Raw genomic sequence first — 20,242 nt, forward strand, 5'->3', positions numbered from 1 at the left:
GTATAAATAAACAGTATATTACACAGGGGGCATTTATGCGTATTGAAGTCACCATAGCCAAAACTACCGTTCTGCCAGCCGGCGCGCTTGATGCCCTGGCAGGCGAACTATCCCGTCGTATTAACAACACTTTTCCCGACAACGCGGGTGCCGTAACGGTGCGTTACGCCGCGGCAAACAACCTGTCCGTCATTGGCGCTGCGAAAGAAGATAAAGATCGCATAAGTGAGATCCTGCAGGAAACGTGGGAAAGCGCAGACGACTGGTTCATCACTGATTAACACTGCTCCCTCATTGTGTTTTTTTGCCGGGTCGCCCCGGCTTTTTTTCGTCTGAACATTCTGGAAGCTCAAATTAATTCGGCATCTTCTTTAAGAATCGTGAACAAGATGGTGTTTTATTGCTCGAACAATCCTAAAAAGCAGAAAAATGTGTTGCCAGCTGTTTATTTTTCCCTTCGGAACCCTTATTACTTGATATACTGAAGATGCTTTCAGAAAAACATGCATTGAACCTCAGAGCCGTTGTCTTCTAACACGCATTAAGGGGGTTATAATGGAAAAGAATAGTGAAGTGATCCAGACCCATCCACTTGTTGGCTGGGATATCAGTACCGTAGATAGCTACGATGCGCTGATGCTGCGTTTGCACTACCAGACCCCGAATCAACTCAACCGTGAAGAAGCGGAAGTTGGACAGACGCTGTGGCTAACAACAGACGTCGCCCGTCAGTTTATTTCTATTTTAGAAGCAGGTATTGCAAAAATAGAATCTGGCGACTATCAGGAAAATGAGTATAAGCGGCACTAACCGTATGCCCACTTTTCACTCAACAGGCACCCTCGCGGTGCCTTATTTATTTCTCCCTTGTCTAACCCCGCGTTGTTAATTACTCTGCTAACAAAACGTAAGTTTACGAGACGCATATGAGATACGACTTAATCATTATTGGTAGCGGCTCCGTGGGTTCCGCCGCCGGTTATTACGCGACACAGGCAGGTCTGAACGTCCTGATGATTGACGCCCATCGTCCTCCCCATGCGGAGGGTAGCCATCATGGCGACACCCGCCTCATACGCCATGCGTATGGTGAAGGCGAGCGCTATGTGCCGCTGGTGCTTCGCGCCCAGACGCTGTGGGACGAGCTGGCGAAACAGACCGAAGAGCGTATTTTCGAGCGTACCGGGGTTATCAATCTTGGCCCGGCTCATTCGGAATTTCTCGCCGGCGTCGAACGCAGCGCGACTGCCTTTAATCTTGAGGTTGAAAAGCTTGACGCGGCGGCCATTATGGCGCGCTGGCCTGAAATTACCGTCCCGGACGATTATATTGGCCTCTTTGAAGCCAATTCCGGCGTGCTGCATTGTGAAACGGCGATCAAAACCTGGATCGACCTCGCAGCAAACGCAGGCTGCGCGCAGCTGTTCAACTGTCCGGTCGATGCCATCACGCATGACGCTGATGGCGTTACGGTGACCACTCTTGACGGCGAATACTCAGCGTCCCGCCTGCTGGTCAGTGCAGGAACCTGGGTCACGCGCCTGCTGCCGGACCTGCCGATCCAGCCGGTGCGCAAGGTCTTCTCCTGGTTCCAGTCAGATGGCCGCTACAGCGCGCAGAATAAATTCCCGGCTTTCACCGGGGAATTACCGAATGGCGATCAGTTCTACGGTTTCCCGTCCGAGAAAGACGCGTTGAAAATCGGTAAACACAACGGTGGCCAGGTTATCTCCTCTCCTGAAGAGCGTAAACCCTTCGGCGCCTTCCCACAGGATGGCTCAGAAGCCTTCTCGTTCCTACGTAATATTCTTCCAGGGGTCGGTGGCTTACTGTATGGCGCGGCCTGTACCTACGACAATACGCCGGATGAAGACTTTATTATTGATACGCTGCCAGGGCATGACAACACCCTGCTGATTACCGGGCTGAGCGGTCACGGCTTTAAGTTTGCTTCCGTGCTGGGTGAAATCGCCGCGCAGTTTGCCCAGGGTATCACGCCGCAGTTTGATCTGGCGCCCTTCTCCCTCTCGCGTTTTAACGGATAATCTCAAACGGGCTCCGGACATCGGGGCCCGTTTCATTCACACTGCTATTGCGGAGCGTTATGCGCAGGATCGTTAACTTTCTGATGAATAATATTCGCGAGCATTTTATGCTCTATCTCTTATTGTGGGCGCTGCTGGCGATTATTGATTTTGTTTACATTGTATTTTATTGAAAAGCCACATTGACAATAATTGACATTAACTTAGCTTTACTGAAACTCTCAATTTCATCTTGCACGAAGACATTGAATTACCTTTATCGATCCTATTCAAAAGCGCTGAAATAAATAAAATAAAAATCAATATACATTTATTTCAGTTGCAATATCATGCCTTCCCGTTCATTTTTACCCTTCGGTTAATTTGAAAATGGACATTCTAATGCAATTGCGTAACTCCTCCCGGCGCTACGGAATAATATCCATAAGTTTGCACTGGATATTTGCTATTGCCGTCTACGGTATGTTTGGACTTGGGCTCTGGATGGTCACGCTCAGCTATTACGATGGCTGGTATCACCAGGCGCCGGAGTTACATAAAAGTATCGGTGTCCTGCTGATGCTGGGGCTGGTTTTTCGCGTGGTCTGGCGACATATTTCCCCGCCACCCGCCGCGCCGAAAACCCACGGTAAAATGACCCGCCTGAGTGCCGTTGCGGCGCATATCGCGCTTTATGCGCTGCTCTTCGCCATCCTGATTAGCGGCTACCTCATCTCGACGGCCGACGGTAAGCCGATTAGCGTCTTTGGTATATTTGACGTCCCGGCAACGCTCAGCGATGCGGGCGTGCAGGCCGACACCGCCGGGGTTGTTCACCTCTGGCTTGCCTGGAGCGTCGTGATCCTGTCCGTGCTGCACGGGCTCGCCGCCCTCAAACACCACTTTATTGATAAAGACGATACGCTAAAGCGCATGCTTGGCCGCTCGTCCGTTGACTCTGGAGTATAAAATGAAAAAACACCTGCTGGGTATCGCACTGGGTTCTCTGTTATTTACCACCGGTTCCGCGGTGGCGGCTGATTATAAAATTGATAAAGAGGGCCAGCATGCTTTCGTCAATTTCCGTATTCAGCATCTGGGATATAGCTGGCTATACGGGACCTTTAAAGATTTTGACGGCACGTTCAGTTTTGACGATAAAAACCCTGCCGCCGATAAAGTCAATGTGACTATTAATACTAACAGCGTCGACACGAACCATGCTGAACGTGATAAACACTTGCGCAGTGCGGAATTCCTGAATGTGTCGAAATTCCCGCAGGCCACCTTTACCTCTACGGAAGTGAAGAAAGACGGTGATAAGCTCAATATTACCGGAAACCTGACGCTTAACGGCGTAACTAAACCGGTCACTCTTGATGCTAAATTAATAGGTCAGGGAGACGATCCCTGGGGCGGGAAACGTGCAGGTTTTGAAGCCGCAGGTAAAATTCATCTGAAAGATTTCAATATCACAACGGATTTAGGCCCGGCGTCGCAGGACGTTGAGCTGGTTATTTCGGTCGAAGGGGTTCAGCAGAAGTAATCATTGCGCCCGGCACGGTGAACACCTGCCGGGCGTTATCATTATTCCGGGTCGGGGATACCCAGTTTGGTATTCAGACGGCCGCGTGATTTATTGAAAATCTTATTGCCATTTTCACGTCCCGCGCGACGACGACGCTGCTCTTCTTCCGGCAAGACGCTCTCTTCACTGCACAGTTCGCTGCAGCAGCCGTTAAACTTCTCGGCACAGGCCGGGCACTGAATGAACAGCAGATGACAACCGTCGTTTTTACAGTTGGTATGGGTATCGCACGGCGCGCCGCACTGGTGGCACTGGGCAATCACGTCTTCAGAAATACGCTCCCCCATACGCTCGTCAAAGACAAAGTTTTTGCCGATAAAACGTACCGGTAAACCCTGCTCGCGGGCGCGGCGGGCGTACTCAATAATGCCGCCTTCAATGTGCCAGACCTTATTAAAGCCGTTGTGCTTCATCCACGCGCTGGCTTTCTCACAGCGGATACCGCCGGTGCAGTACATAACGATTTTTTTATCTTTATGTTCCTGCATCATCTCAACCGCTTTCGGCAGCTGCTCGCGGAAGGTGTCGGCCGGGATTTCCATCGCGTTCTCGAAGTGCCCCACTTCATACTCGTAGTGGTTGCGCATATCAATGAACACGGCATCCGGATCGTCCAGCATCGCATTCACTTCCGCAGCCTTCAGATACTCACCGACGTCCGCCGGGTTAAACTCAGGGTCGTCAATGCCATCCGCCACGATGCGTTCACGCACCTTCATGCGCAGCACCCAGAAGGATTTCCCGTCATCATCCAGCGCAATGTTCAGGCGCAAGCCGTTGAGGGCCGGGTCGAACTGATAGAGACAGTCGCGGAAGGCGCTCACTTTGCTTTCCGGTACGCTAATCTGCGCGTTGATACCTTCGCGGGCAAGATAGACGCGTCCGAAGACGTTCAGCGCCGTGAACGCCTGATAAAGCGCATCGCGGGTCGCCTGCGGATCGTCGATGGTGAAATATTTATAGAATGAGATGGTCGTGCGCGGTTCGGTTTCGGCCAACATACGCGCTCTTAACATCTCATTCGATACGCGGTTGTGTAACACTGGCATGGTGTACAGTCCTGGAATCGTTAGAGAGAATTAAAAATCGGTCGGCATCATATAGCAAACAAAACCAATTTACATCCACACAATTTACGCTACATTTCACACACTCTGATTAATCAGGCATAACAATTGCTGTATTCGTGCACGTTTCGAAAGCAGATATTTTGGCTACGTCTCAAAAAATGAGACACTAGCAAAACAGGACGTTTGAACACAGGAAAGACATGACCCAGTTACCAAAATTTACTGCTGCGCTTTTGCATCCCCGCTATTGGTTGACCTGGCTTGGCATTGGCTTTTTATGGCTACTGGTACAGCTTCCCTACCCCGTTATTTTCCGGCTGGGCAAATCTCTGGGCCGTTTCGCGCAACTCTTTATGAAGCGCCGCGTCAGAATAGCGTACCGCAACCTTGAGCTGTGTTTTCCGCAGATGAGCGAATCTGAACGTCACGACATGGTCTCGAAGAATTTCGAATCCGTCGGGATGGGGCTGATGGAAACCGGTATGGCGTGGTTCTGGCCGGACAAACGCATGGCCCGCTGGAGTGAAGTGACCGGAACCGGCATGGAACCGGTGCATACGCTTCAGGCTAATCAGACCGGCGTTCTGCTGATCGGCGTCCATTTTCTGACGCTGGAAATCGGGGCGCGTATGTTTGGCATGCAGGCGCCGGGCATCGGCGTTTATCGTCCAAACGACAACCCGGTCATCGACTTAATCCAGACCAATGGCCGCATGCGCTCCAACAAAAGCATGATCGACCGTAAAGATCTGAAGGGCATGATCCGCGCGCTGAAGTCCGGTGAAGTTGTCTGGTATGCCCCCGACCACGACTACGGTCCGCAATCCAGCGTATTTGTCCCCTTCTTCGCCGTTGAAGAGGCTGCCACGACGACCGGCACCTGGATGCTGGCGCGCATGTCCAAAGCCGCCATCGTGCCCTTTGTTCCCCGCCGTAAGCCGGATGGTTCGGGCTACGAGTTGATCATGCTGGAGCCGGAACTCGCGCCGCCGCTTGACGATGCAGAAACCACGGCGCGCTGGATGAACGGCGTTGTCGAGAAGTGCATCATGCTCGCGCCGGAGCAGTATATGTGGCTGCACCGCCGCTTTAAAACCCGCCCAAAAGGCACCCCGTCCCGCTATTGATTTTCAGCATGCGGTCCTTCGGGCCGCATGCTGTTTTAGCTTTAAAAGCTCCTTCTCATTGCGGCAATCATAACCCAGGCGCATAATTAGCAGGCTTATTACTCTATGCCTCAGGTGCTCTGCACCTCATTATGCGGATTGTTATGTCACCCTCAGATGCCCCCATAAACTGGAAACGTAACCTCACGGTTGCGTGGCTTGGCTGTTTTCTCACCGGCGCGGCGTTTAGCCTGGTCATGCCTTTCCTGCCGCTCTACGTCGAACAGCTGGGCGTAACGGGCCATAGTGCGCTCAATATGTGGTCCGGCCTGGTGTTCAGCATCACGTTTCTCTTTTCCGCAATTGCTTCACCCTTCTGGGGCGGCCTTGCCGACCGCAAGGGGCGAAAAATCATGCTGCTACGCTCGGCGCTGGGGATGGCGATTATCATGGCGCTGATGGGCGTGGCGCAGAACGTCTGGCAGTTCCTGATCCTGCGCGCGTTGCTGGGTCTGCTGGGGGGATTTATTCCCAATGCGAACGCCTTAATCGCCACGCAAATTCCTCGCCATAAGAGCGGCTGGGCGCTGGGGACGCTCTCAACCGGTGGCGTGAGCGGTGCCTTATTGGGGCCCCTGGCCGGTGGATTACTGGCAGATAGCTACGGCCTGCGGCCGGTCTTCTTTATCACCGCCAGCGTGCTTTTCCTCTGCTTTATCGTCACCCTGCTCTGCATTCGTGAAAACTTCACGCCCGTCGCCAAAAAAGAGATGCTCCACGCCAGAGACGTGCTGGCCTCGCTCAAAAACCCCAGGCTGGTGCTGAGCCTGTTCGTGACGACTTTGATTATTCAGGTCGCTACCGGTTCAATTGCTCCTATCCTGACGCTGTACGTTCGCGATCTGGCGGGCAACGTCAGCAATATTGCGTTTATCAGCGGGCTGATTGCCTCCGTGCCCGGCGTGGCCGCGCTAATTAGCGCCCCGAGGCTCGGGAAACTGGGTGACCGCGTTGGGCCGGAAAAGATCCTGATCTGTGCGCTGGTGATTTCCGTGCTGCTGCTTATCCCCATGTCGATGGTGCAATCTCCCTGGCAGCTGGGCGTTCTGCGCTTTTTGCTGGGCGCTGCCGACGGGGCGTTACTGCCCGCCGTGCAGACCCTGCTGGTCTACAACTCCACGAACCAGATTGCCGGGCGTATCTTCAGCTATAACCAGTCGTTTCGCGACATCGGTAACGTCACCGGACCGCTTCTCGGGGCTGGGATCTCCGCCAGCTTCGGTTTTCGCGCCGTCTTTATCGTGACGGCTGGCGTCGTGCTGTTCAATGCAGTGTATTCGTGGTTCAGTTTATCCCGCGCGTTACGGCCCGTGACGGAATAAGACGAACGCCTGACGGCTTATTTTCGCATTCATACTTGCAGAATCTGATATTCAGCTATTCTTTCCCTAAAACCATCTGAAAAACAGGGAGACACCGATGACCATGTACGCCACGCTGGAAGAAGCTATTGATGCCGCTCGCGAAGAGTTCCTCGCCGACAACCCCGGCGTTGAGGAAGAAAATGCTGACGTGCAGCAGCTTAATATCCAAAAATACGTTCTGCAGGATGGGGATATTATGTGGCAGGCCGAATTCTTTGCCGATGACGGTGAAGAAGGGGAATGTTTGCCGGTCCTGAGCGGTGAAGGTGCGCAGGCCGTCTTTGATGGCGACTATGATGAAATCGAGCTACGGCAGGAGTGGCTGGAAGAAAATACCCTGCACGAGTGGGATGAGGGCGAATTTCAGCTCGAGCCGCCGCTGGATACGGAAGAAGGTCAAACCGCAGCCGACGAATGGGACGAGCGTTAATTTACGCTACTCGTACGGGCCGTGGCTGGCATCGATGGGCAGCAGCAGCGTGTCAAAAATCAGCGAGAACGGCAGATCGAGCACGGTCAGATAGCGCCATGCGGAGTCGCGGACATCCCATTTCACGCCCGGGTAGTACTGATTCCCGTGGCCTTGCCCTGGAATGGTGCGACTGATGATACTGCCGCAGCCGCTGAGCAGGCATGCCATCATGACGACGATGATTATTCTCATGAGTAACCTCTAAAAAAATACCGGCGATTAAGCCGGTATTTTATTTGGCGGGTAGCGCTTTGCTTACCCGCCCTGCTTAACAACTTACTTCGCCTTCAACGCCAGCGGGTTCAGCTTCAGTTCTTTATAGTAGTTTACCCACGAAGAGTATCTCTCCGGAGCGGACCACACCCGATAGTGAAGTCGCGCCATCGTGACCGGGTCGCTCAACAGCACCAGACGACGGTCGCGGTTGAGTTTTTCCGGGGTCTCGTTCAGCGCTTGCTCAACGTGACGATCGCGGGCAATCTCCAGCACGTGGCTGGCACGGTGACGTGCCGTCGCCATTGCCGTTGCCAGGGCGTTGAATGACGGGTTAAACACGGCGTGCATAAAGCCGTCATCCAGCGAGCGATTGCGGTTCTGCTCAAGATAGGTGTCGGTATCCACCAGCACCTGCGGCGGGGAGTACTCTTCCGGGATCAGGAACAGCTTCCAGCGTTTCGTGCGCAGCCCTACCGTTGAACGGCTGGAAATGACGGACACAAACGGCGACAGGATCAGCGAGAAGACAATCGGTGCCAGCCAGAACAGGAAGCGCAGATCCAGCCAGGCCATCCCGGCCGCCCACACCAGACCCAGCAGCAGCTGAGAACCGTGGCGCATGAAGGCTTCGCTCCATGGCGTGGAATCGTCATCACGCTGCGGTGAGTTCCAGACCACTTCCCAGCCCAGGAACGCACTGACCACAAACACGGTGTGGAACAGCATACGCACCGGTGCCAGCAGCACGGAGAACAGCACTTCCAGCAGCAGTGAAAGGGTCACGCGGAAGAAACCGCCGTACTCTTTCGAGCCTTTGCACCAGATCAGGATGATGCTGAGCAGCTTAGGCAGGAACAGCAGCACCATGGTGGAAGCAAACAGCGCAATCGCCAGCTCGGGACGCCACTGCGGCCACACCGGGAACAGCTGGCGCGGCTGCAGGAAGTATTGCGGCTCCGTCAGGGCATGGACGACCTGCAGCGCGGTCGAGAGCGCGAGGAACATAAACCACAGCGGTGCGGAGAGATAAGACATCACGCCCGTCAGGAACACCGCACGGTGAACCGGGTGCATCCCTTTTACCAGGAACAGGCGGAAGTTCATCAGGTTACCATGGCACCAGCGGCGGTCACGCTTGAGCTCGTCCAGCAGGTTCGGCGGCAGCTCTTCGTACGATCCCGGCAGGTCGTAAGCAATCCAGACGCCCCATCCGGCACGACGCATCAGCGCCGCTTCCACGAAGTCGTGCGACAGAATAGAGCCGGCAAACGAACCCTCACCCGGCAGCGGCGCCAGCGCACAGTGCTCAATGAACGGCTTCACGCGGATAATGGCGTTGTGACCCCAGTAGTGCGATTCACCCAGCTGCCAGAAGTGCAGACCCGCCGTAAACAGCGGCCCGTAGACACGGGTGGCGAACTGCTGGCAGCGCGCATACAGCGTGTCCATACCGGACGCTTTTGGCGAAGACTGAATGATGCCCGCATTCGGGTTGGCTTCCATCAGACGCACCAGACCGCTCAGGCAGTCACCGCTCATGACGGAGTCAGCATCCAGCACGACCATATAGCTGTACTGGTTACCCCAGCGACGGCAGAAGTCATCGATGTTACCGCTTTTACGCTTCACACGACGGCGGCGGCGACGGTAGAAGATCTGCCCTTCGCCCTGCACTTCTGCAATCAGCTCCATCCACGCTTTCTGTTCTGCCACGCAGATATCAGGGTTGTAGCTGTCGCTCAGGATGTAAACGTCGAAATGTTCCGCGTTGCCGGTGGCCTTGACGGACTCCCAGGTCGCGCGCAGACCCGCAAATACGCGGTCAACGTCTTCGTTACAGATAGGCATAATCAGCGCGGTACGGTGCTCAGGATTGAGGGGTTCATCCCCGACCGTCGACGCTGAAATGCTGTATTTGTCACGCCCCATCAGCAGCTGCAGGAAGCCCATCAGCGCGGTCCAGAAACCGGCCGATACCCAGCAGAAGAGGACAGCGAACAGCAGGAGGATGCCGCTCTGCAGAATATACGGCAGCAGCTGCATGAAGGAGACCCAGAGATCCTGGCCCATCATGTCCGTTGGGTTGATAAATGCCCAGCCCTGGTAAGGCAGGATGGTTTTCATGTACCAGGTCGCGACGACCGTCTGCGCCAGCGTCAGAAGCAGCAGGATGTAGCGACGGATGGTCCCCACGGTACGCCATTTCTGTTCGGACGCCTGCTCTTCTTTCGTCAGACGTGACAGATAGCGCGGCGTCACATCGCGCCCGCGCAGGCGATCCCAGAAGCGCCCAACCGGGTTGGTGCGCCATGGATCGGGGAACATCGAGGAGCGCGTGGCCTTCGGCATCGCCTGAAGCTGATCGCGTCCTTCGTCGTCTTTAATCAACTGCCCTTCTGCCAGCGAGTCTGGCCATGCCTGCTCCAGACGCGCCTTTACTGACCCGAGCGGCGTATCATCATCACGGGAAAACTGACGATGTTCACCATCCAGCGCGGTGTGAACCGCGCGGATGTCGCTCTTAGGCAGTGCCGCTTTCTCAATATCCGTCAGCGGCATGGCATCAATATATTCAGATGTATTATTCATTGGCAGGTAGCTGGTAGCTCCAGGTTTCACTCAGCGGCTGATCGTTACTGACCAGCGCAGCACGCATTTCAGTCGTCTGTTTCGGATCTTTCACTTTCACGCGCAGGGTCAGGCGCCAGCCTTTGGTGACCGGGTTGTAACGCACGGCGTTCTCAACGATTTCACCGTTATCACCGATGCTGGCCTGAGCGGTAACCGCAGTATCCGGCGGCAGTTTCTTCATATCCTGGCCTGCGAAGTCCACGACAAAGGCCACGGTACCGTCAGGCTGACGGATAAGATTAGACTGCTTCACATCACCCGTTGAGCGGCGAGTCTGCATCACATACGCGTTATCCGGCGCATGCAGCTTATCTTCGTCGCGGCTGAAGGTAATGGTGTACTTGAAGTTCATCTCTTTACCGGCTTCCGGCAGCTGATCCGGCGTCCAGTAAGCGACGATGTTATCGTTGGTTTCGTCGTTGGTTGGAATTTCAACCAGCTCGACCTTACCTTTACCCCAGTCACCGTTTGGCGTGACCCAGGCGCTTGGACGCTGGTCATAGCGGTCGTCCAAATCTTCAAAGCGGGAGAACTGACGACCACGCTGCAGCAGGCCGAAACCTTGTGGGTTTTCCATCGCGTAGCTGCTAACGGCCAGATGTTTAGGGTTATTCAGCGGACGCCAGATCCACTCGCCGTTACCGGCATGAATAGACAGACCGTTGGAGTCGTGCAGTTCCGGGCGGAAGTTGGTTGCCGGCGACGGCTGGTTCGGCCCAAACAGGAACATACTGGTCAGCGGCGCAACGCCCAGTTTGCCCACTTTATCACGCAGGTAAACCTTGGACTGCACGTCAACTACCGTGTCACGACCCGGCATAATCACAAAGCGATAGGCGCCGGTTGCACGCGGGGAATCCAGCAGCGCATAAATGGTCAGACGTTTGTCCGTTGGTTTTGGACGTTCAATCCAGAACTCGCGAAAACGTGGGAACTCTTCACCTGATGGCAGCGCGGTATCAATGGCCAGTCCGCGCGCAGAAAGCCCGTACACCTGTCCCGCGCCAATCACGCGGAAATAGCTGGCGCCAAGCATGCTGACGATTTCGTCGTTTTTATCTTTGCTGTTGATCGGGTAAAGCACCTTGAAGCCTGCGAAGCCCAGGTCTTTCACCGTATCTTTGTCGTGTTGCACATTGCCGAAATTGAAGTAATCCGGGCTGTATTTGATCTTACGTACCGCTGTCGCCGTCACTTCATTAATGGCAACAGGCGTGTCGAAGTACATACCCTGATGATAAAATTCAAGCTTGAACGGGGTCTTAATATTGCTCCAGTACGCTTTGTCGTGATTGAACTGGATCTGCTGATAGTCCGCATACTTCATGTCGCGGAAAACGGAGGGCAAGTTACTTTTCGGCGCTTCGTAGCTCTTGCCTGCCATCGATTTTGCCTGTTTTGCGACATCGTCGATGTTAAAGGCCAGTGCCGATGAGGTATACAGTGATAACACTACTGCAGCACCTAACCAACGCATTTTCATCATCTGTGGTTTATGTTTCATAATAAGTAAGCACTTCCCCCTTTGTGTGCTTATATCGATCCGATCCATTTTAATGGAAACTCAGGCAATCCGACAACATTATCACTGCTTTGTTCAGCTGCTGGCTCATGGAATAAGCAAATGAAAGAACCCGCTATTCACTTTGCGTGCTTATCCTGGAGACAGGGTGTCGGTCTTGGTGTAGGGTTGCCTTCGAATGTAACCATTATGAGTCTTAGGGATAAGACGAAAAGTCTGAGAATGCACAAAGTTATATGAGCACATCACCAACAGAACGTGAATATTTCCTCGACTCGATCCGGGCATGGCTGATGCTATTGGGGATCCCGTTTCACATCTCACTGATTTACTCCAGCCACACCTGGCATGTTAATAGTCAGATGCCCTCCTGGTGGCTGACGCTGTTTAATGACTTTATTCACGCCTTCCGTATGCAGGTGTTTTTTGTCATATCCGGCTATTTCTCTTACATGCTGTTTCTGCGCTACCCGCTCAAACGCTGGTGGAAGGTGCGCGTGGAGCGCGTGGGGATCCCCATGCTGACCGCCATTCCGCTGCTGACGCTGCCGCAGTTCATTATGTTGCAATACGTCAAGGGCAAGGCGGAGAACTGGCCAAATCTGTCCCTGTACGAAAAGTACAATACGCTGGTCTGGGAGCTGGTGTCTCACCTGTGGTTCCTGCTGGTCCTGGTGGTGCTCACAACGGTCAGCATGTTTATTTTCAGCCGCCTGCGCCATCATTTGAGTCATAAAGCCGACACCTTCTTCGCCAACATCACGATGGGCAAACTGACGGTGCTCTTTTTGCTGCTCGGGATCGCCTATGCCGCCGTGAGACGAACCCTGTTTATCGTCTATCCGCCGATTTTGAGCGATGGGTTATTTAATTTCGTGGTCATGCAATCGCTGTTCTACATTCCGTTCTTTTTAATCGGCGCGCTGGCCTTTATTCATCCGAAACTTAAATCGCTGTTTACCACCCCGTCACCTTGGTGCGCGCTGGGGGCTACTCTCGCGTTCGCGGCCTATCTGCTGAACCAGCGCTACGGCAGCGGCGACGCCTGGATGTATGAAACGGAAAGCGTGATCACCATGCTGCTGGGCTTGTGGATGGTGAATGTGGTATTCGCGCTGGGCCACCGTTTGCTGAACTTCAAGTCCAGCCGCGTGACCTACTTCGTTAACGCATCGCTGTTTATCTATCTGGTGCATCACCCGTTGACGCTGTTCTTTGGGGCTTACATCACCCCGCATATCGCCTCCAACACGCTGGGCTTCTTTACCGGCCTGGTGTTTGTGGTGGGGATTGCAATCCTGCTCTACGAAATCCATCTGCGGATCCCGCTCCTGCGTTTCCTCTTTTCAGGAAAACCTCAGGCGAAAGCCTCATAAACAACGCGGCGCACAAATGTGCGCCGCGTTTGCTTCAGGTGTCCAGTTCCTGCCCGCGCTGGGTCAGCAGCCGTTGATAAAGGTGCGTGGTTTCTTCATCAAAACAGACAAAGATAACTTTCTCCGGCATCGGTTTTAACGACAGATAGCGGTAAACAGTTTCGACGGCAATCGTTGCAGCGGCCGCTTTAGGGTAGCCATACACGCCAGTGCTGATGGCCGGAAACGCCATGGTTTTGTAACCGTTGTCGGCGGCAAGCCGCAGACAGTTTCGGTAAGCCTCTTCCAGAATACTCGCTTCGTGCCGATCGCCGCCGTGCCATACGGGGCCTACGGCGTGAATGACCGCTCTGGCAGGCAGGTCACCCGCAAGCGTAATCACCGCATGACCGGGAGGACATTCGCCCTGTTGTTGCCGTACGGTTTTACAGGCTTCCAGCAGCTGAGGGCCAGCCGCCCGGTGAATAGCCCCGTCCACTCCGCCCCCTCCCATCAGGGATGGATTGGCCGCATTGACGATGACGTCGACGTGCATTGTCGTAATATCACCATGGATAACTTCAATTTGCGGTTTCATAAAACCCCTCTGCAACCCGCCTTTTTTTTAAGTGTATCGCAGTGGCGTCAGGGAGAAAAAACTATCAGAAAAAATCCTCTTCCGCCCAGGGACGGAAGAGAGAGCATTAGCGATACTGGATTTCGACAACCGCGAGCGTTTTTTCAGGATTAAGGTATTTCATGCTCAGCGTCGCCAGGTTTGAATCAGACGCCTTGCCGTTAAGCGCCTCTTCATAACTGACCATACGCGTTTGCATACGGTTATTTTCAGGGCAAGACATGGCAAATTGTCGCTGTTGCGGTGTGACTTCACAGGGGTCTGCGACAATAGCACCGCGAAAATGAATCACACCGCCCTCAGCAAAGGTGGCTGAATATGCAGGAAAACTTAAAGCAGAAACAATCAGGCCCAGACCCGTCGCGAGCTGAGCGAAAGCGTTATTCATTACAGGTACTCCTCAATGAAAATCGTCCTTGAGGGGTAAACGCACTTCATTATGACAAACGAAGTCTCACGTTAAGGAACATAATGACTTGCTCCCTGATATCAGCATAGCTCAACGGTACAGCCCCGCCACATTCTCAACTCATTGATTTAGTGAATGATTATAGCGAGCGCTCCGCTGGCGACCACTGCTGTGATAGATGAAGCGATTTACCATCAGAAACGGTGACAACGATTTTTACCGTGTCGCCTGCGTGAATATTTAAACTCAACCGCATCAAATCAATCGTCTGATTAGCGGGGATAAAAAGTGTGTTTTGCTGTCGGGAAGAACTTTGTCCCCCCTGCCCTTCCCGCACTGAGACAATCTGGACCTGACAATCACATGATTCCGTCAGCATCACCTGCGGAATAATGGTGGTCATATTTTCCTGCTGGGACGTTTTAAAGGTTATCTGACTGGAAAGCGCGGCAAGGAGAATTAAGGTATTCATGATGAACTCCCGAAAAAAAACAGGGCGCACGCCCTGTTTTTTTGTAGCACAGATTTCAGTATTAATACTGATAAGCTGATGCGTGGTTACCTAAACCAATCTGGGTAACGTTGACAGTAGAATTAGAGGCAGTCTGGTCAACAAGTGCACCGTTAAATCCACCGTACTGGCTCACATTCATAGTGGAGTCATGACTGTTCCACTGGTCAAGTGTAGCGCTGTTGGCAAAACCATTCTGGGTCAGAGAAATGGTGCTGTCATCGGAACCTTGTCCAACATCCGCGCCATTACCGCCACCACTCTGGCTAATAGACAGAGTTGAATTTCTGGCATTAGTCTGCAAGGCGACAGCTGAGTTACCGCCACCGCTCTGGTAAATATTCAGGGTTGAATTTGGGCCATAGCCGCCATGACCGTGACCGTGTCCATGGCCCCAGCCACCTTGATCAATAAGACCGGCCATAGCACTACCAGAAACTACGATTGCTGCAAGAGCTGCCACTTTGATAAATTTCATGGTAAAACCCCCATCGGATTGATTTAAGTCGCCGCGAATAACTAACGTTGAATAACGCGAATGGCCATTTGCGACTGTTTTTGCACTACAACTGCGGTTTTCTGTGTACCGTACTGCGTGATGCTTGCTCTATTACCCGACCCTTTCTGGATAATTTTCGCACTATTTCCAAATCCGTCTTGCGTAATATCAGCATCATTCGCGAAGCCGCTCTGAGAGATATACGCAAAATTATAAGTCCCTGATTGATCAACTCGCGCTCTGTTACCTGACCCATCCTGGGAAACGATGGACAGTAATTTTGAACCGCCCTGGCGAACCTGCGCATCATTTAATACGCCCTGCTGACCAATAATGGCTGCCTGATTTAATGACAAACGGCTTAATTCATTAACCGCAAAGTTATATTCAGCGTTAGCCAAATCTGAATTCGCTGCGGCTACAAACCCAGGCACCCCCAGTAATGTAAACATCATAAATAACGATGTGTTTTTCATGTTGTCACCCTGGACCTGGCTATTTTAAATTTCCATCACCGTATAGCTATGGCTTCATGTTAGAACGACTTGTATTTTGTTAACGCGTCGTTACGGTGAAGAGTATGTCGGCTGAAACATTTTAAATATCTCACCCACGCGGCTTATTTTTATTTATCAGGTCACCACAAAGTCGTAATTTTTAGAAAAAATCACTTTAATCAGGCCAGCTTATTTTTTTATAACGCATTTGCTGAAAGCGGGTTGTACAACAGGGGAAAGGCTGTCCACGCGTCTTCCCGCGTTGTTTAAACGTAACGGCACCAGAACATTTTTCCTCATCACGTGACACGAGACCTGTTTTCTTAAGCTCAAGCCTCGCTCATTAGAGGACTTAGAAATAATCAGTAACTCATACTTGATTAATGCGATTAAAAAATATCAAATAATGTTAATAATCAATCAAATAAAAATATTTGTATGATTTTTAAAATCTGTGCATCTATATTTATGTGTACAACTTTTTTATCAAATCCCGCCATTCAACACGACGTCATTTTACAAGTTAATATTGATTATTACATTTAGTTACATGTTTAACACTTGCTTTAAACTTCGTAAAAGCTAGATTGAAATTAGATGTACGAAATTGGTTTTATATTTACCTCCCTGCGGAGGTTATGGTTTGTTTCTACACACAGCAGTGCATCATCTGTCAGTATTTCTGGGGTCCTCTTTTAAACAGGAGGACGGCTGCCAGGTGCCAAAAAAAAGTGGGGTTTCATCATGTATAATGAAGTCCATAGTTTACATGGTCATACATTACTGTTGATCACAAAACCTTCTTTGCAAGCGACCGCTTTATTACAACATTTAAAGCAAAATTTATCACTGAACGGGAAATTGCATAATATTCAACGTTCTTTCGATGATATTGCACCTGGCAGCATCATTCTTTTCGATATGATGGAAGCTGATAAAAAGCTTATCCATTACTGGCAGGATACTTTAAGCAGGAAAAACAATAATATCCGCGTGCTATTATTGAATACGCCTGACGAGTACCCGTTCAGAGATATTGAAAGCTGGCCGCATATCAATGGCGTTTTCTACGTCACTGAAGAAGAAAATCGGGTGGTAGATGGCCTGCAAGGTATATTGCGCGGAGAGTGTTATTTTTCGCAAAAGCTTGCCAGCTATCTCATCACGCACTCCGGAAACTATCGCTACAACAGTTCAGAGTCAGCGCTGCTCACGCACCGCGAGAAAGAGATCCTGAACAAATTGCGCATTGGTGCTTCAAATATTGAAATCGCCCGTTCGTTATTTATCAGCGAAAATACGGTAAAGACACACCTTTATAATCTTTTCAAGAAGATAGCTGTTAAAAACCGAACTCAGGCGGTTTCATGGGCAAACGATAACCTCAGGCGTTAATCACATGAAGCGCACCTTGAGTTGGATTGCCGCAGCGGGCTTTCTGCTCGCTGCCGGGAACCTGCAGGCCGTCGAGGTCGAAGTTCCTGGATTGTTAACAGACCATACTGTCTCATCGGTCGGGCACAATTTTTACCGTGCTTTCAGTGATAAATGGGACAGTACCTATACCGGAAATATAACAATCAACGAGCGGCCCAGTGCACGATGGGGAAGTTGGATAACAATAACGGCTAACCAGTTCGTTATATATCAAACGTTTTTATTCCCCACCAAAATAGACTTCGATAAAAACGTAGCCTTAGCGCTGGCACAATCAGAAGACGCTATTAATCGCCTGCAAATAGATAAAGCCCTATTAAGCACCCGCGATTTAGCAAAAGACGAGTTCTAGCGAACCGATATCCGGAGGCTGTCATGCGTATTGCATATGCAGTTGTTTCGATAATGCTAATAACCCCTATAAGCTGGGCCGGAAATATGACGTTTCAGTTCCGTAACCCCAACTTTGGTGGTAACCCTAACAACGGCGCGTTCCTGCTGAATGAAGCTCAGGCGCAAAACTCCTATAAAGATCCCAGCTTTAAGGATCTTGGCGTGGATACCCCCTCCGCGCTGGATAACTTCACTCAGGCTATCCAGTCGCAGATTTTGGGCGGTTTGCTGACCAACATTAATACCGGCAAACCCGGCCGAATGGTGACGAATGACTTTATTGTCGACATCGCTAACAGAGACGGACAGCTCCAGTTGAACGTTACCGATCGTAAAACCGGAAAAACCTCCACCATTCAGGTTTCCGGCCTGCAAACTAACTCAACTGACTTCTAAACAACCACAAAATAAGGACAACGATCATGCAGCGCTTCCTGATATTTGTTGCAGTGTGCTTATTGAGCGGTTGTTTAACTGCTCCACCTAAAGAAGCTGCAAAACCAACATTAATGCCTCGGGCCCAGAGTTATCGTGATTTATCGCATTTACCTTCCCCTACGGGGAAAATATTTGTCTCCGTGTACAACATTCAGGATGAAACCGGGCAGTTCAAGCCTTATCCGGCAAGTAACTTCTCCACGGCAGTGCCGCAAAGCGCCACCGCCATGCTGGTTACCGCGCTCAAGGATTCGCACTGGTTTATTCCTCTGGAACGCCAGGGGCTACAGAACCTGCTGAATGAACGGAAAATTATCCGTGCCGCACAGGAAAATGGCACCGTCGCGGACAATAACCGGACGCCTCTGCAATCGCTGGCGGCGGCAAACGTGATGATTGAAGGATCGATTATTGGTTACGAAAGTAACGTTAAATCGGGCGGTGCGGGTGCACGTTACTTCGGTATCGGCGCAGATACCCAGTATCAGCTCGACCAAATCGCCGTAAACCTGCGTGTGGTCAACGTCAGTACGGGTGAAGTGCTCTCTTCGGTGAATACCAGCAAAACCATACTGTCTTATGAAGTGCAGGCCGGGGTGTTCCGCTTCATCGATTACCAGCGTTTGCTGGAGGGTGAAATCGGCTACACCTCTAACGAACCGGTCATGATGTGTCTGATGTCAGCCATTGAAACCGGCGTGATCTTCTTAATCAACGACGGTATCGATCGCGGGCTGTGGGATCTGCAAAACAAAGCAGACGTGCAGAACCCGATACTGGTGAAATACCGCGATATGTCAGTACCTCCGGAATCCTGACAGGAAGCGTATAAAAAAGGCGAGATACCTATCTCGCCTTTTTTTATTCACTCACCGCAGTGATGTTTTGCGCTTTTTCCCGCCGGGATGCCAGCCAAAGACCGCTGTTTTTCATGGCATAGCCAAACAGCAACCCCAGCGCCAGTGAGGGGACAACCAGCTTCCAGTCACCCTGCCCTGCAAAGGTCGCGCACGCTCCCATAAAGGTGCCCGGCACAAATGAAAGCAGCAGATGCTTAGCCTGAATGCACATCAGGAAGGCGACGACACCCGTCATGATATACCCCAGCATCTCCAGATGCGGTGCCAGCGCGCTGCCTTTGATGATAACCAGCGCCCAGATAACACCGCTCATCAGCGTGCAGCCTGAGATAAACAGCCCTTTGACGCCGCCCTGCGGGCAGGCGAAGTAGGCCGTGCAGCCGAGGAACCCGGCCCAGCTGAGCAATCCGAGAGACACAGCCACCCATCCCCACAGTCCGGAGAGAATGCCCGTCGTTAATGCGATACAAAGTAATATGTTCATGGCGCGCATCTTAGCAGAAGCGCACCATGGAAATGAGATCATCCGCACATTACGTGCAAATCAAAATGAGTCGTTGCAGAATTTATGTGATCTAAATCACTCTTCATTCTCTTCTTCCAGCTCATCCCACATAGCCGCGATCGCGTCGCGGGTCAGCGGAGCCAGCGTTCTCCAGAATGGCGAGGTGGCATGCGCTTCGACTTTACCCAGGAAAGTCCCTACCCACGGCAGCAGGTACGTTTCGAACAGGGTTTCGATGGCTTCGTTCTCATCATCTCCGGCGTTGTCTTCGATCCAGGATGCGGCCAGCAGCAGCGTACCGATATGGTCAGCTGGCGTATCGGTCAGCGGCATACCGCGGGTGGAGAGGAAAGCGCGGACTTCCGCTTCCGTTGCCCCTTCCTGCCAGGCAGAACGGTATGGCGAAACGCGGCACTCATCACCGACGAACAGCGCATTGTAATCCGTCGCAATCTGCTGCATATCGCAGCTTTTTTGCAGACGCTCCAGTAAATCATCCTGCTCCAGTGGCCAGTTCTGCGCCAGCTTACCTTCACGAATTAACGTAAAGAGCGGCACCAGCAACGGGTCTTGCGGCTGGCGATAATAGAGCGTACCCAGCACGCGACAAAGGATGGAGAACTCATTCATTTTTTTATTCCATTACAC

Annotated in this window: 25 protein-coding genes; 14 read left to right on the forward strand and 11 right to left on the reverse strand. The window is 52.0% G+C overall.

The window, feature by feature from the left end; all coding sequences use genetic code 11:
- The first annotated feature begins 35 nt into the window (after positions 1 to 35).
- The 6 genes from dinI to ABR39_RS23815 all read left to right on the forward strand — a co-directional run bounded on the left by dinI (position 36) and on the right by ABR39_RS23815 (position 3,570).
- Positions 36 to 281: a DNA damage-inducible protein I gene (gene dinI / locus ABR39_RS23795; protein ID WP_008500826.1), complete on the forward strand. Its 246-nt coding sequence runs from the start codon at positions 36 to 38 to the stop codon at positions 279 to 281.
- Between the two features lie 274 nt (positions 282 to 555).
- Positions 556 to 810 carry a biofilm formation regulator BssS gene (gene bssS, locus ABR39_RS23800; RefSeq protein WP_008500827.1) on the forward strand — a complete coding sequence of 85 codons (255 nt, stop codon included), beginning with the start codon at positions 556 to 558 and terminating at the stop codon, positions 808 to 810.
- A gap of 116 nt (positions 811 to 926) precedes the next feature.
- A complete protein-coding gene (gene solA, locus ABR39_RS23805) occupies positions 927 to 2,045 on the forward strand; it encodes an N-methyl-L-tryptophan oxidase (RefSeq protein WP_047349015.1) in 1,119 nt (372 codons plus the stop codon).
- Positions 2,046 to 2,104: 59 nt separating this feature from the next.
- Positions 2,105 to 2,218, forward strand: a complete 114-nt coding sequence (locus tag ABR39_RS24300; RefSeq protein ID WP_048339068.1) for a DUF2770 family protein — start codon at positions 2,105 to 2,107, stop codon at positions 2,216 to 2,218.
- Between the two features lie 208 nt (positions 2,219 to 2,426).
- Positions 2,427 to 2,993 carry a cytochrome b gene (locus ABR39_RS23810; RefSeq protein WP_047349016.1) on the forward strand — a complete coding sequence of 189 codons (567 nt, stop codon included), beginning with the start codon at positions 2,427 to 2,429 and terminating at the stop codon, positions 2,991 to 2,993.
- 1 nt (position 2,994) lies between these two features.
- Positions 2,995 to 3,570 (forward strand): YceI family protein, encoded by a 576-nt coding sequence (locus ABR39_RS23815; protein WP_047349017.1) that lies wholly within the window; start codon positions 2,995 to 2,997, stop codon positions 3,568 to 3,570.
- Positions 3,571 to 3,611: 41 nt separating this feature from the next.
- On the opposite strand, the gene ABR39_RS23820 is transcribed toward ABR39_RS23815, so the two are convergent.
- Positions 3,612 to 4,661 carry a rhodanese-related sulfurtransferase gene (locus ABR39_RS23820; protein WP_047349018.1) on the reverse strand — a complete coding sequence of 350 codons (1,050 nt, stop codon included), beginning with the start codon at positions 4,659 to 4,661 and terminating at the stop codon, positions 3,612 to 3,614.
- Between the two features lie 221 nt (positions 4,662 to 4,882).
- Here ABR39_RS23820 and ABR39_RS23825 point away from each other — a divergent pair, with 221 nt between their 5' ends.
- From ABR39_RS23825 to ABR39_RS23835, 3 genes are all read left to right on the forward strand, one after another.
- On the forward strand, positions 4,883 to 5,809 hold the full coding sequence (locus ABR39_RS23825) for a Kdo(2)-lipid IV(A) acyltransferase (RefSeq protein WP_047349019.1): 927 nt from the start codon (positions 4,883 to 4,885) through the stop codon (positions 5,807 to 5,809).
- Positions 5,810 to 5,952: 143 nt separating this feature from the next.
- On the forward strand, positions 5,953 to 7,170 hold the full coding sequence (gene mdtG, locus ABR39_RS23830; protein ID WP_047349020.1) for a multidrug efflux MFS transporter MdtG: 1,218 nt from the start codon (positions 5,953 to 5,955) through the stop codon (positions 7,168 to 7,170).
- Between the two features lie 97 nt (positions 7,171 to 7,267).
- A complete protein-coding gene (locus ABR39_RS23835) occupies positions 7,268 to 7,642 on the forward strand; it encodes a MysB family protein (protein ID WP_020884694.1) in 375 nt (124 codons plus the stop codon).
- Positions 7,643 to 7,648: 6 nt separating this feature from the next.
- On the opposite strand, the gene ABR39_RS23840 is transcribed toward ABR39_RS23835, so the two are convergent.
- The 3 genes from ABR39_RS23840 to mdoG form a co-directional block, all read right to left on the reverse strand.
- Positions 7,649 to 7,876: a YceK/YidQ family lipoprotein gene (locus ABR39_RS23840; protein WP_047349021.1), complete on the reverse strand. Its 228-nt coding sequence runs from the start codon at positions 7,874 to 7,876 to the stop codon at positions 7,649 to 7,651.
- Between the two features lie 84 nt (positions 7,877 to 7,960).
- Complete coding sequence (gene mdoH / locus ABR39_RS23845) at positions 7,961 to 10,489, reverse strand: glucans biosynthesis glucosyltransferase MdoH (RefSeq protein WP_047349022.1); 2,529 nt, start codon at positions 10,487 to 10,489, stop codon at positions 7,961 to 7,963.
- Complete coding sequence (gene mdoG / locus ABR39_RS23850) at positions 10,482 to 12,035, reverse strand: glucans biosynthesis protein MdoG (RefSeq protein WP_048339070.1); 1,554 nt, start codon at positions 12,033 to 12,035, stop codon at positions 10,482 to 10,484. Before mdoG ends, mdoH begins: the two co-directional genes overlap by 8 nt.
- Positions 12,036 to 12,289: 254 nt before the next feature.
- Here mdoG and mdoC point away from each other — a divergent pair, with 254 nt between their 5' ends.
- Complete coding sequence (mdoC, locus tag ABR39_RS23855) at positions 12,290 to 13,429, forward strand: glucans biosynthesis protein MdoC (RefSeq protein ID WP_047349023.1); 1,140 nt, start codon at positions 12,290 to 12,292, stop codon at positions 13,427 to 13,429.
- A 34-nt stretch (positions 13,430 to 13,463) separates the two neighbouring features.
- On the opposite strand, the gene ymdB is transcribed toward mdoC, so the two are convergent.
- From ymdB to csgB, 5 genes are all read right to left on the reverse strand, one after another.
- The gene (gene ymdB, locus ABR39_RS23860; RefSeq protein WP_045908290.1) at positions 13,464 to 14,006 is read right to left on the reverse strand and encodes an O-acetyl-ADP-ribose deacetylase; all 543 of its coding nucleotides are present in this window, start codon (positions 14,004 to 14,006) and stop codon (positions 13,464 to 13,466) included.
- A 106-nt stretch (positions 14,007 to 14,112) separates the two neighbouring features.
- Complete coding sequence (locus ABR39_RS23865) at positions 14,113 to 14,433, reverse strand: hypothetical protein (RefSeq protein ID WP_047349024.1); 321 nt, start codon at positions 14,431 to 14,433, stop codon at positions 14,113 to 14,115.
- 160 nt (positions 14,434 to 14,593) lie between these two features.
- Entirely contained in the window at positions 14,594 to 14,926 is a 333-nt protein-coding gene (gene csgC / locus ABR39_RS23870; RefSeq protein ID WP_047349025.1) for a curli assembly chaperone CsgC, read from the reverse strand.
- A 61-nt stretch (positions 14,927 to 14,987) separates the two neighbouring features.
- Positions 14,988 to 15,443: a curli major subunit CsgA gene (gene csgA / locus ABR39_RS23875; protein ID WP_025755853.1), complete on the reverse strand. Its 456-nt coding sequence runs from the start codon at positions 15,441 to 15,443 to the stop codon at positions 14,988 to 14,990.
- Between the two features lie 41 nt (positions 15,444 to 15,484).
- Entirely contained in the window at positions 15,485 to 15,940 is a 456-nt protein-coding gene (gene csgB, locus ABR39_RS23880; protein WP_047349026.1) for a curli minor subunit CsgB, read from the reverse strand.
- A gap of 765 nt (positions 15,941 to 16,705) precedes the next feature.
- Between csgB and csgD the strand changes: the two genes are divergently transcribed.
- From csgD to csgG, 4 genes are read left to right on the forward strand one after another with little or no spacing between them, the layout of a single operon-like run.
- The gene (csgD, locus tag ABR39_RS23885) at positions 16,706 to 17,356 is read left to right on the forward strand and encodes a biofilm master transcriptional regulator CsgD (protein ID WP_047349027.1); all 651 of its coding nucleotides are present in this window, start codon (positions 16,706 to 16,708) and stop codon (positions 17,354 to 17,356) included.
- A gap of 4 nt (positions 17,357 to 17,360) precedes the next feature.
- Positions 17,361 to 17,750, forward strand: a complete 390-nt coding sequence (gene csgE / locus ABR39_RS23890; protein ID WP_047349028.1) for a curli production assembly/transport protein CsgE — start codon at positions 17,361 to 17,363, stop codon at positions 17,748 to 17,750.
- A gap of 23 nt (positions 17,751 to 17,773) precedes the next feature.
- Positions 17,774 to 18,187, forward strand: a complete 414-nt coding sequence (gene csgF, locus ABR39_RS23895; protein ID WP_047349029.1) for a curli production assembly/transport protein CsgF — start codon at positions 17,774 to 17,776, stop codon at positions 18,185 to 18,187.
- Between the two features lie 26 nt (positions 18,188 to 18,213).
- Positions 18,214 to 19,047 (forward strand): curli production assembly/transport protein CsgG, encoded by an 834-nt coding sequence (gene csgG / locus ABR39_RS23900; RefSeq protein ID WP_047349030.1) that lies wholly within the window; start codon positions 18,214 to 18,216, stop codon positions 19,045 to 19,047.
- A 43-nt stretch (positions 19,048 to 19,090) separates the two neighbouring features.
- Here csgG and ABR39_RS23905 read toward each other — a convergent pair whose 3' ends face one another.
- On the reverse strand, positions 19,091 to 19,573 hold the full coding sequence (locus ABR39_RS23905) for a DUF1097 domain-containing protein (protein ID WP_131701719.1): 483 nt from the start codon (positions 19,571 to 19,573) through the stop codon (positions 19,091 to 19,093).
- A 96-nt stretch (positions 19,574 to 19,669) separates the two neighbouring features.
- Positions 19,670 to 20,224, reverse strand: coding sequence for a TorD/DmsD family molecular chaperone (locus tag ABR39_RS23910; RefSeq protein WP_047349032.1), 555 nt, complete (start codon positions 20,222 to 20,224; stop codon positions 19,670 to 19,672).
- Positions 20,225 to 20,242: the final 18 nt, after the last annotated feature.

Origin of the sequence: Enterobacter genomosp. O (assembly GCF_001022965.1) — a bacterium.
Taxonomy (GTDB): domain Bacteria; phylum Pseudomonadota; class Gammaproteobacteria; order Enterobacterales; family Enterobacteriaceae; genus Enterobacter; species Enterobacter cloacae_L.

Excerpts from the sequence above, each read along its gene's own strand:
- ABR39_RS23825 (WP_047349019.1), top strand. The coding sequence starts at position 4,883 with ATGACCCAGTTACCAAAATTTACTGCTGCGCTTTTGCATCCCCGCTAT.
- csgG (WP_047349030.1), top strand. The coding sequence starts at position 18,214 with ATGCAGCGCTTCCTGATATTTGTTGCAGTGTGCTTATTGAGCGGTTGT.
- ABR39_RS23840 (WP_047349021.1), bottom strand. The coding sequence starts at position 7,876 with ATGAGAATAATCATCGTCGTCATGATGGCATGCCTGCTCAGCGGCTGC.
- ABR39_RS23835 (WP_020884694.1), top strand. The coding sequence starts at position 7,268 with ATGACCATGTACGCCACGCTGGAAGAAGCTATTGATGCCGCTCGCGAA.
- csgC (WP_047349025.1), bottom strand. The coding sequence starts at position 14,926 with ATGAATACCTTAATTCTCCTTGCCGCGCTTTCCAGTCAGATAACCTTT.
- ABR39_RS23815 (WP_047349017.1), top strand. The coding sequence starts at position 2,995 with ATGAAAAAACACCTGCTGGGTATCGCACTGGGTTCTCTGTTATTTACC.
- bssS (WP_008500827.1), top strand. The coding sequence starts at position 556 with ATGGAAAAGAATAGTGAAGTGATCCAGACCCATCCACTTGTTGGCTGG.
- mdoH (WP_047349022.1), bottom strand. The coding sequence starts at position 10,489 with ATGAATAATACATCTGAATATATTGATGCCATGCCGCTGACGGATATT.
- ABR39_RS23910 (WP_047349032.1), bottom strand. The coding sequence starts at position 20,224 with ATGAATGAGTTCTCCATCCTTTGTCGCGTGCTGGGTACGCTCTATTAT.
- csgA (WP_025755853.1), bottom strand. The coding sequence starts at position 15,443 with ATGAAATTTATCAAAGTGGCAGCTCTTGCAGCAATCGTAGTTTCTGGT.
- ABR39_RS23810 (WP_047349016.1), top strand. The coding sequence starts at position 2,427 with ATGCAATTGCGTAACTCCTCCCGGCGCTACGGAATAATATCCATAAGT.
- csgE (WP_047349028.1), top strand. The coding sequence starts at position 17,361 with ATGAAGCGCACCTTGAGTTGGATTGCCGCAGCGGGCTTTCTGCTCGCT.
- mdoG (WP_048339070.1), bottom strand. The coding sequence starts at position 12,035 with ATGAAACATAAACCACAGATGATGAAAATGCGTTGGTTAGGTGCTGCA.
- csgB (WP_047349026.1), bottom strand. The coding sequence starts at position 15,940 with ATGAAAAACACATCGTTATTTATGATGTTTACATTACTGGGGGTGCCT.
- solA (WP_047349015.1), top strand. The coding sequence starts at position 927 with ATGAGATACGACTTAATCATTATTGGTAGCGGCTCCGTGGGTTCCGCC.
- ABR39_RS23865 (WP_047349024.1), bottom strand. The coding sequence starts at position 14,433 with ATGAATAACGCTTTCGCTCAGCTCGCGACGGGTCTGGGCCTGATTGTT.
- csgD (WP_047349027.1), top strand. The coding sequence starts at position 16,706 with ATGTATAATGAAGTCCATAGTTTACATGGTCATACATTACTGTTGATC.
- ymdB (WP_045908290.1), bottom strand. The coding sequence starts at position 14,006 with ATGAAACCGCAAATTGAAGTTATCCATGGTGATATTACGACAATGCAC.
- mdoC (WP_047349023.1), top strand. The coding sequence starts at position 12,290 with ATGAGCACATCACCAACAGAACGTGAATATTTCCTCGACTCGATCCGG.
- ABR39_RS24300 (WP_048339068.1), top strand. The coding sequence starts at position 2,105 with ATGCGCAGGATCGTTAACTTTCTGATGAATAATATTCGCGAGCATTTT.
- csgF (WP_047349029.1), top strand. The coding sequence starts at position 17,774 with ATGCGTATTGCATATGCAGTTGTTTCGATAATGCTAATAACCCCTATA.
- ABR39_RS23820 (WP_047349018.1), bottom strand. The coding sequence starts at position 4,661 with ATGCCAGTGTTACACAACCGCGTATCGAATGAGATGTTAAGAGCGCGT.
- ABR39_RS23905 (WP_131701719.1), bottom strand. The coding sequence starts at position 19,573 with ATGAACATATTACTTTGTATCGCATTAACGACGGGCATTCTCTCCGGA.
- mdtG (WP_047349020.1), top strand. The coding sequence starts at position 5,953 with ATGTCACCCTCAGATGCCCCCATAAACTGGAAACGTAACCTCACGGTT.
- dinI (WP_008500826.1), top strand. The coding sequence starts at position 36 with ATGCGTATTGAAGTCACCATAGCCAAAACTACCGTTCTGCCAGCCGGC.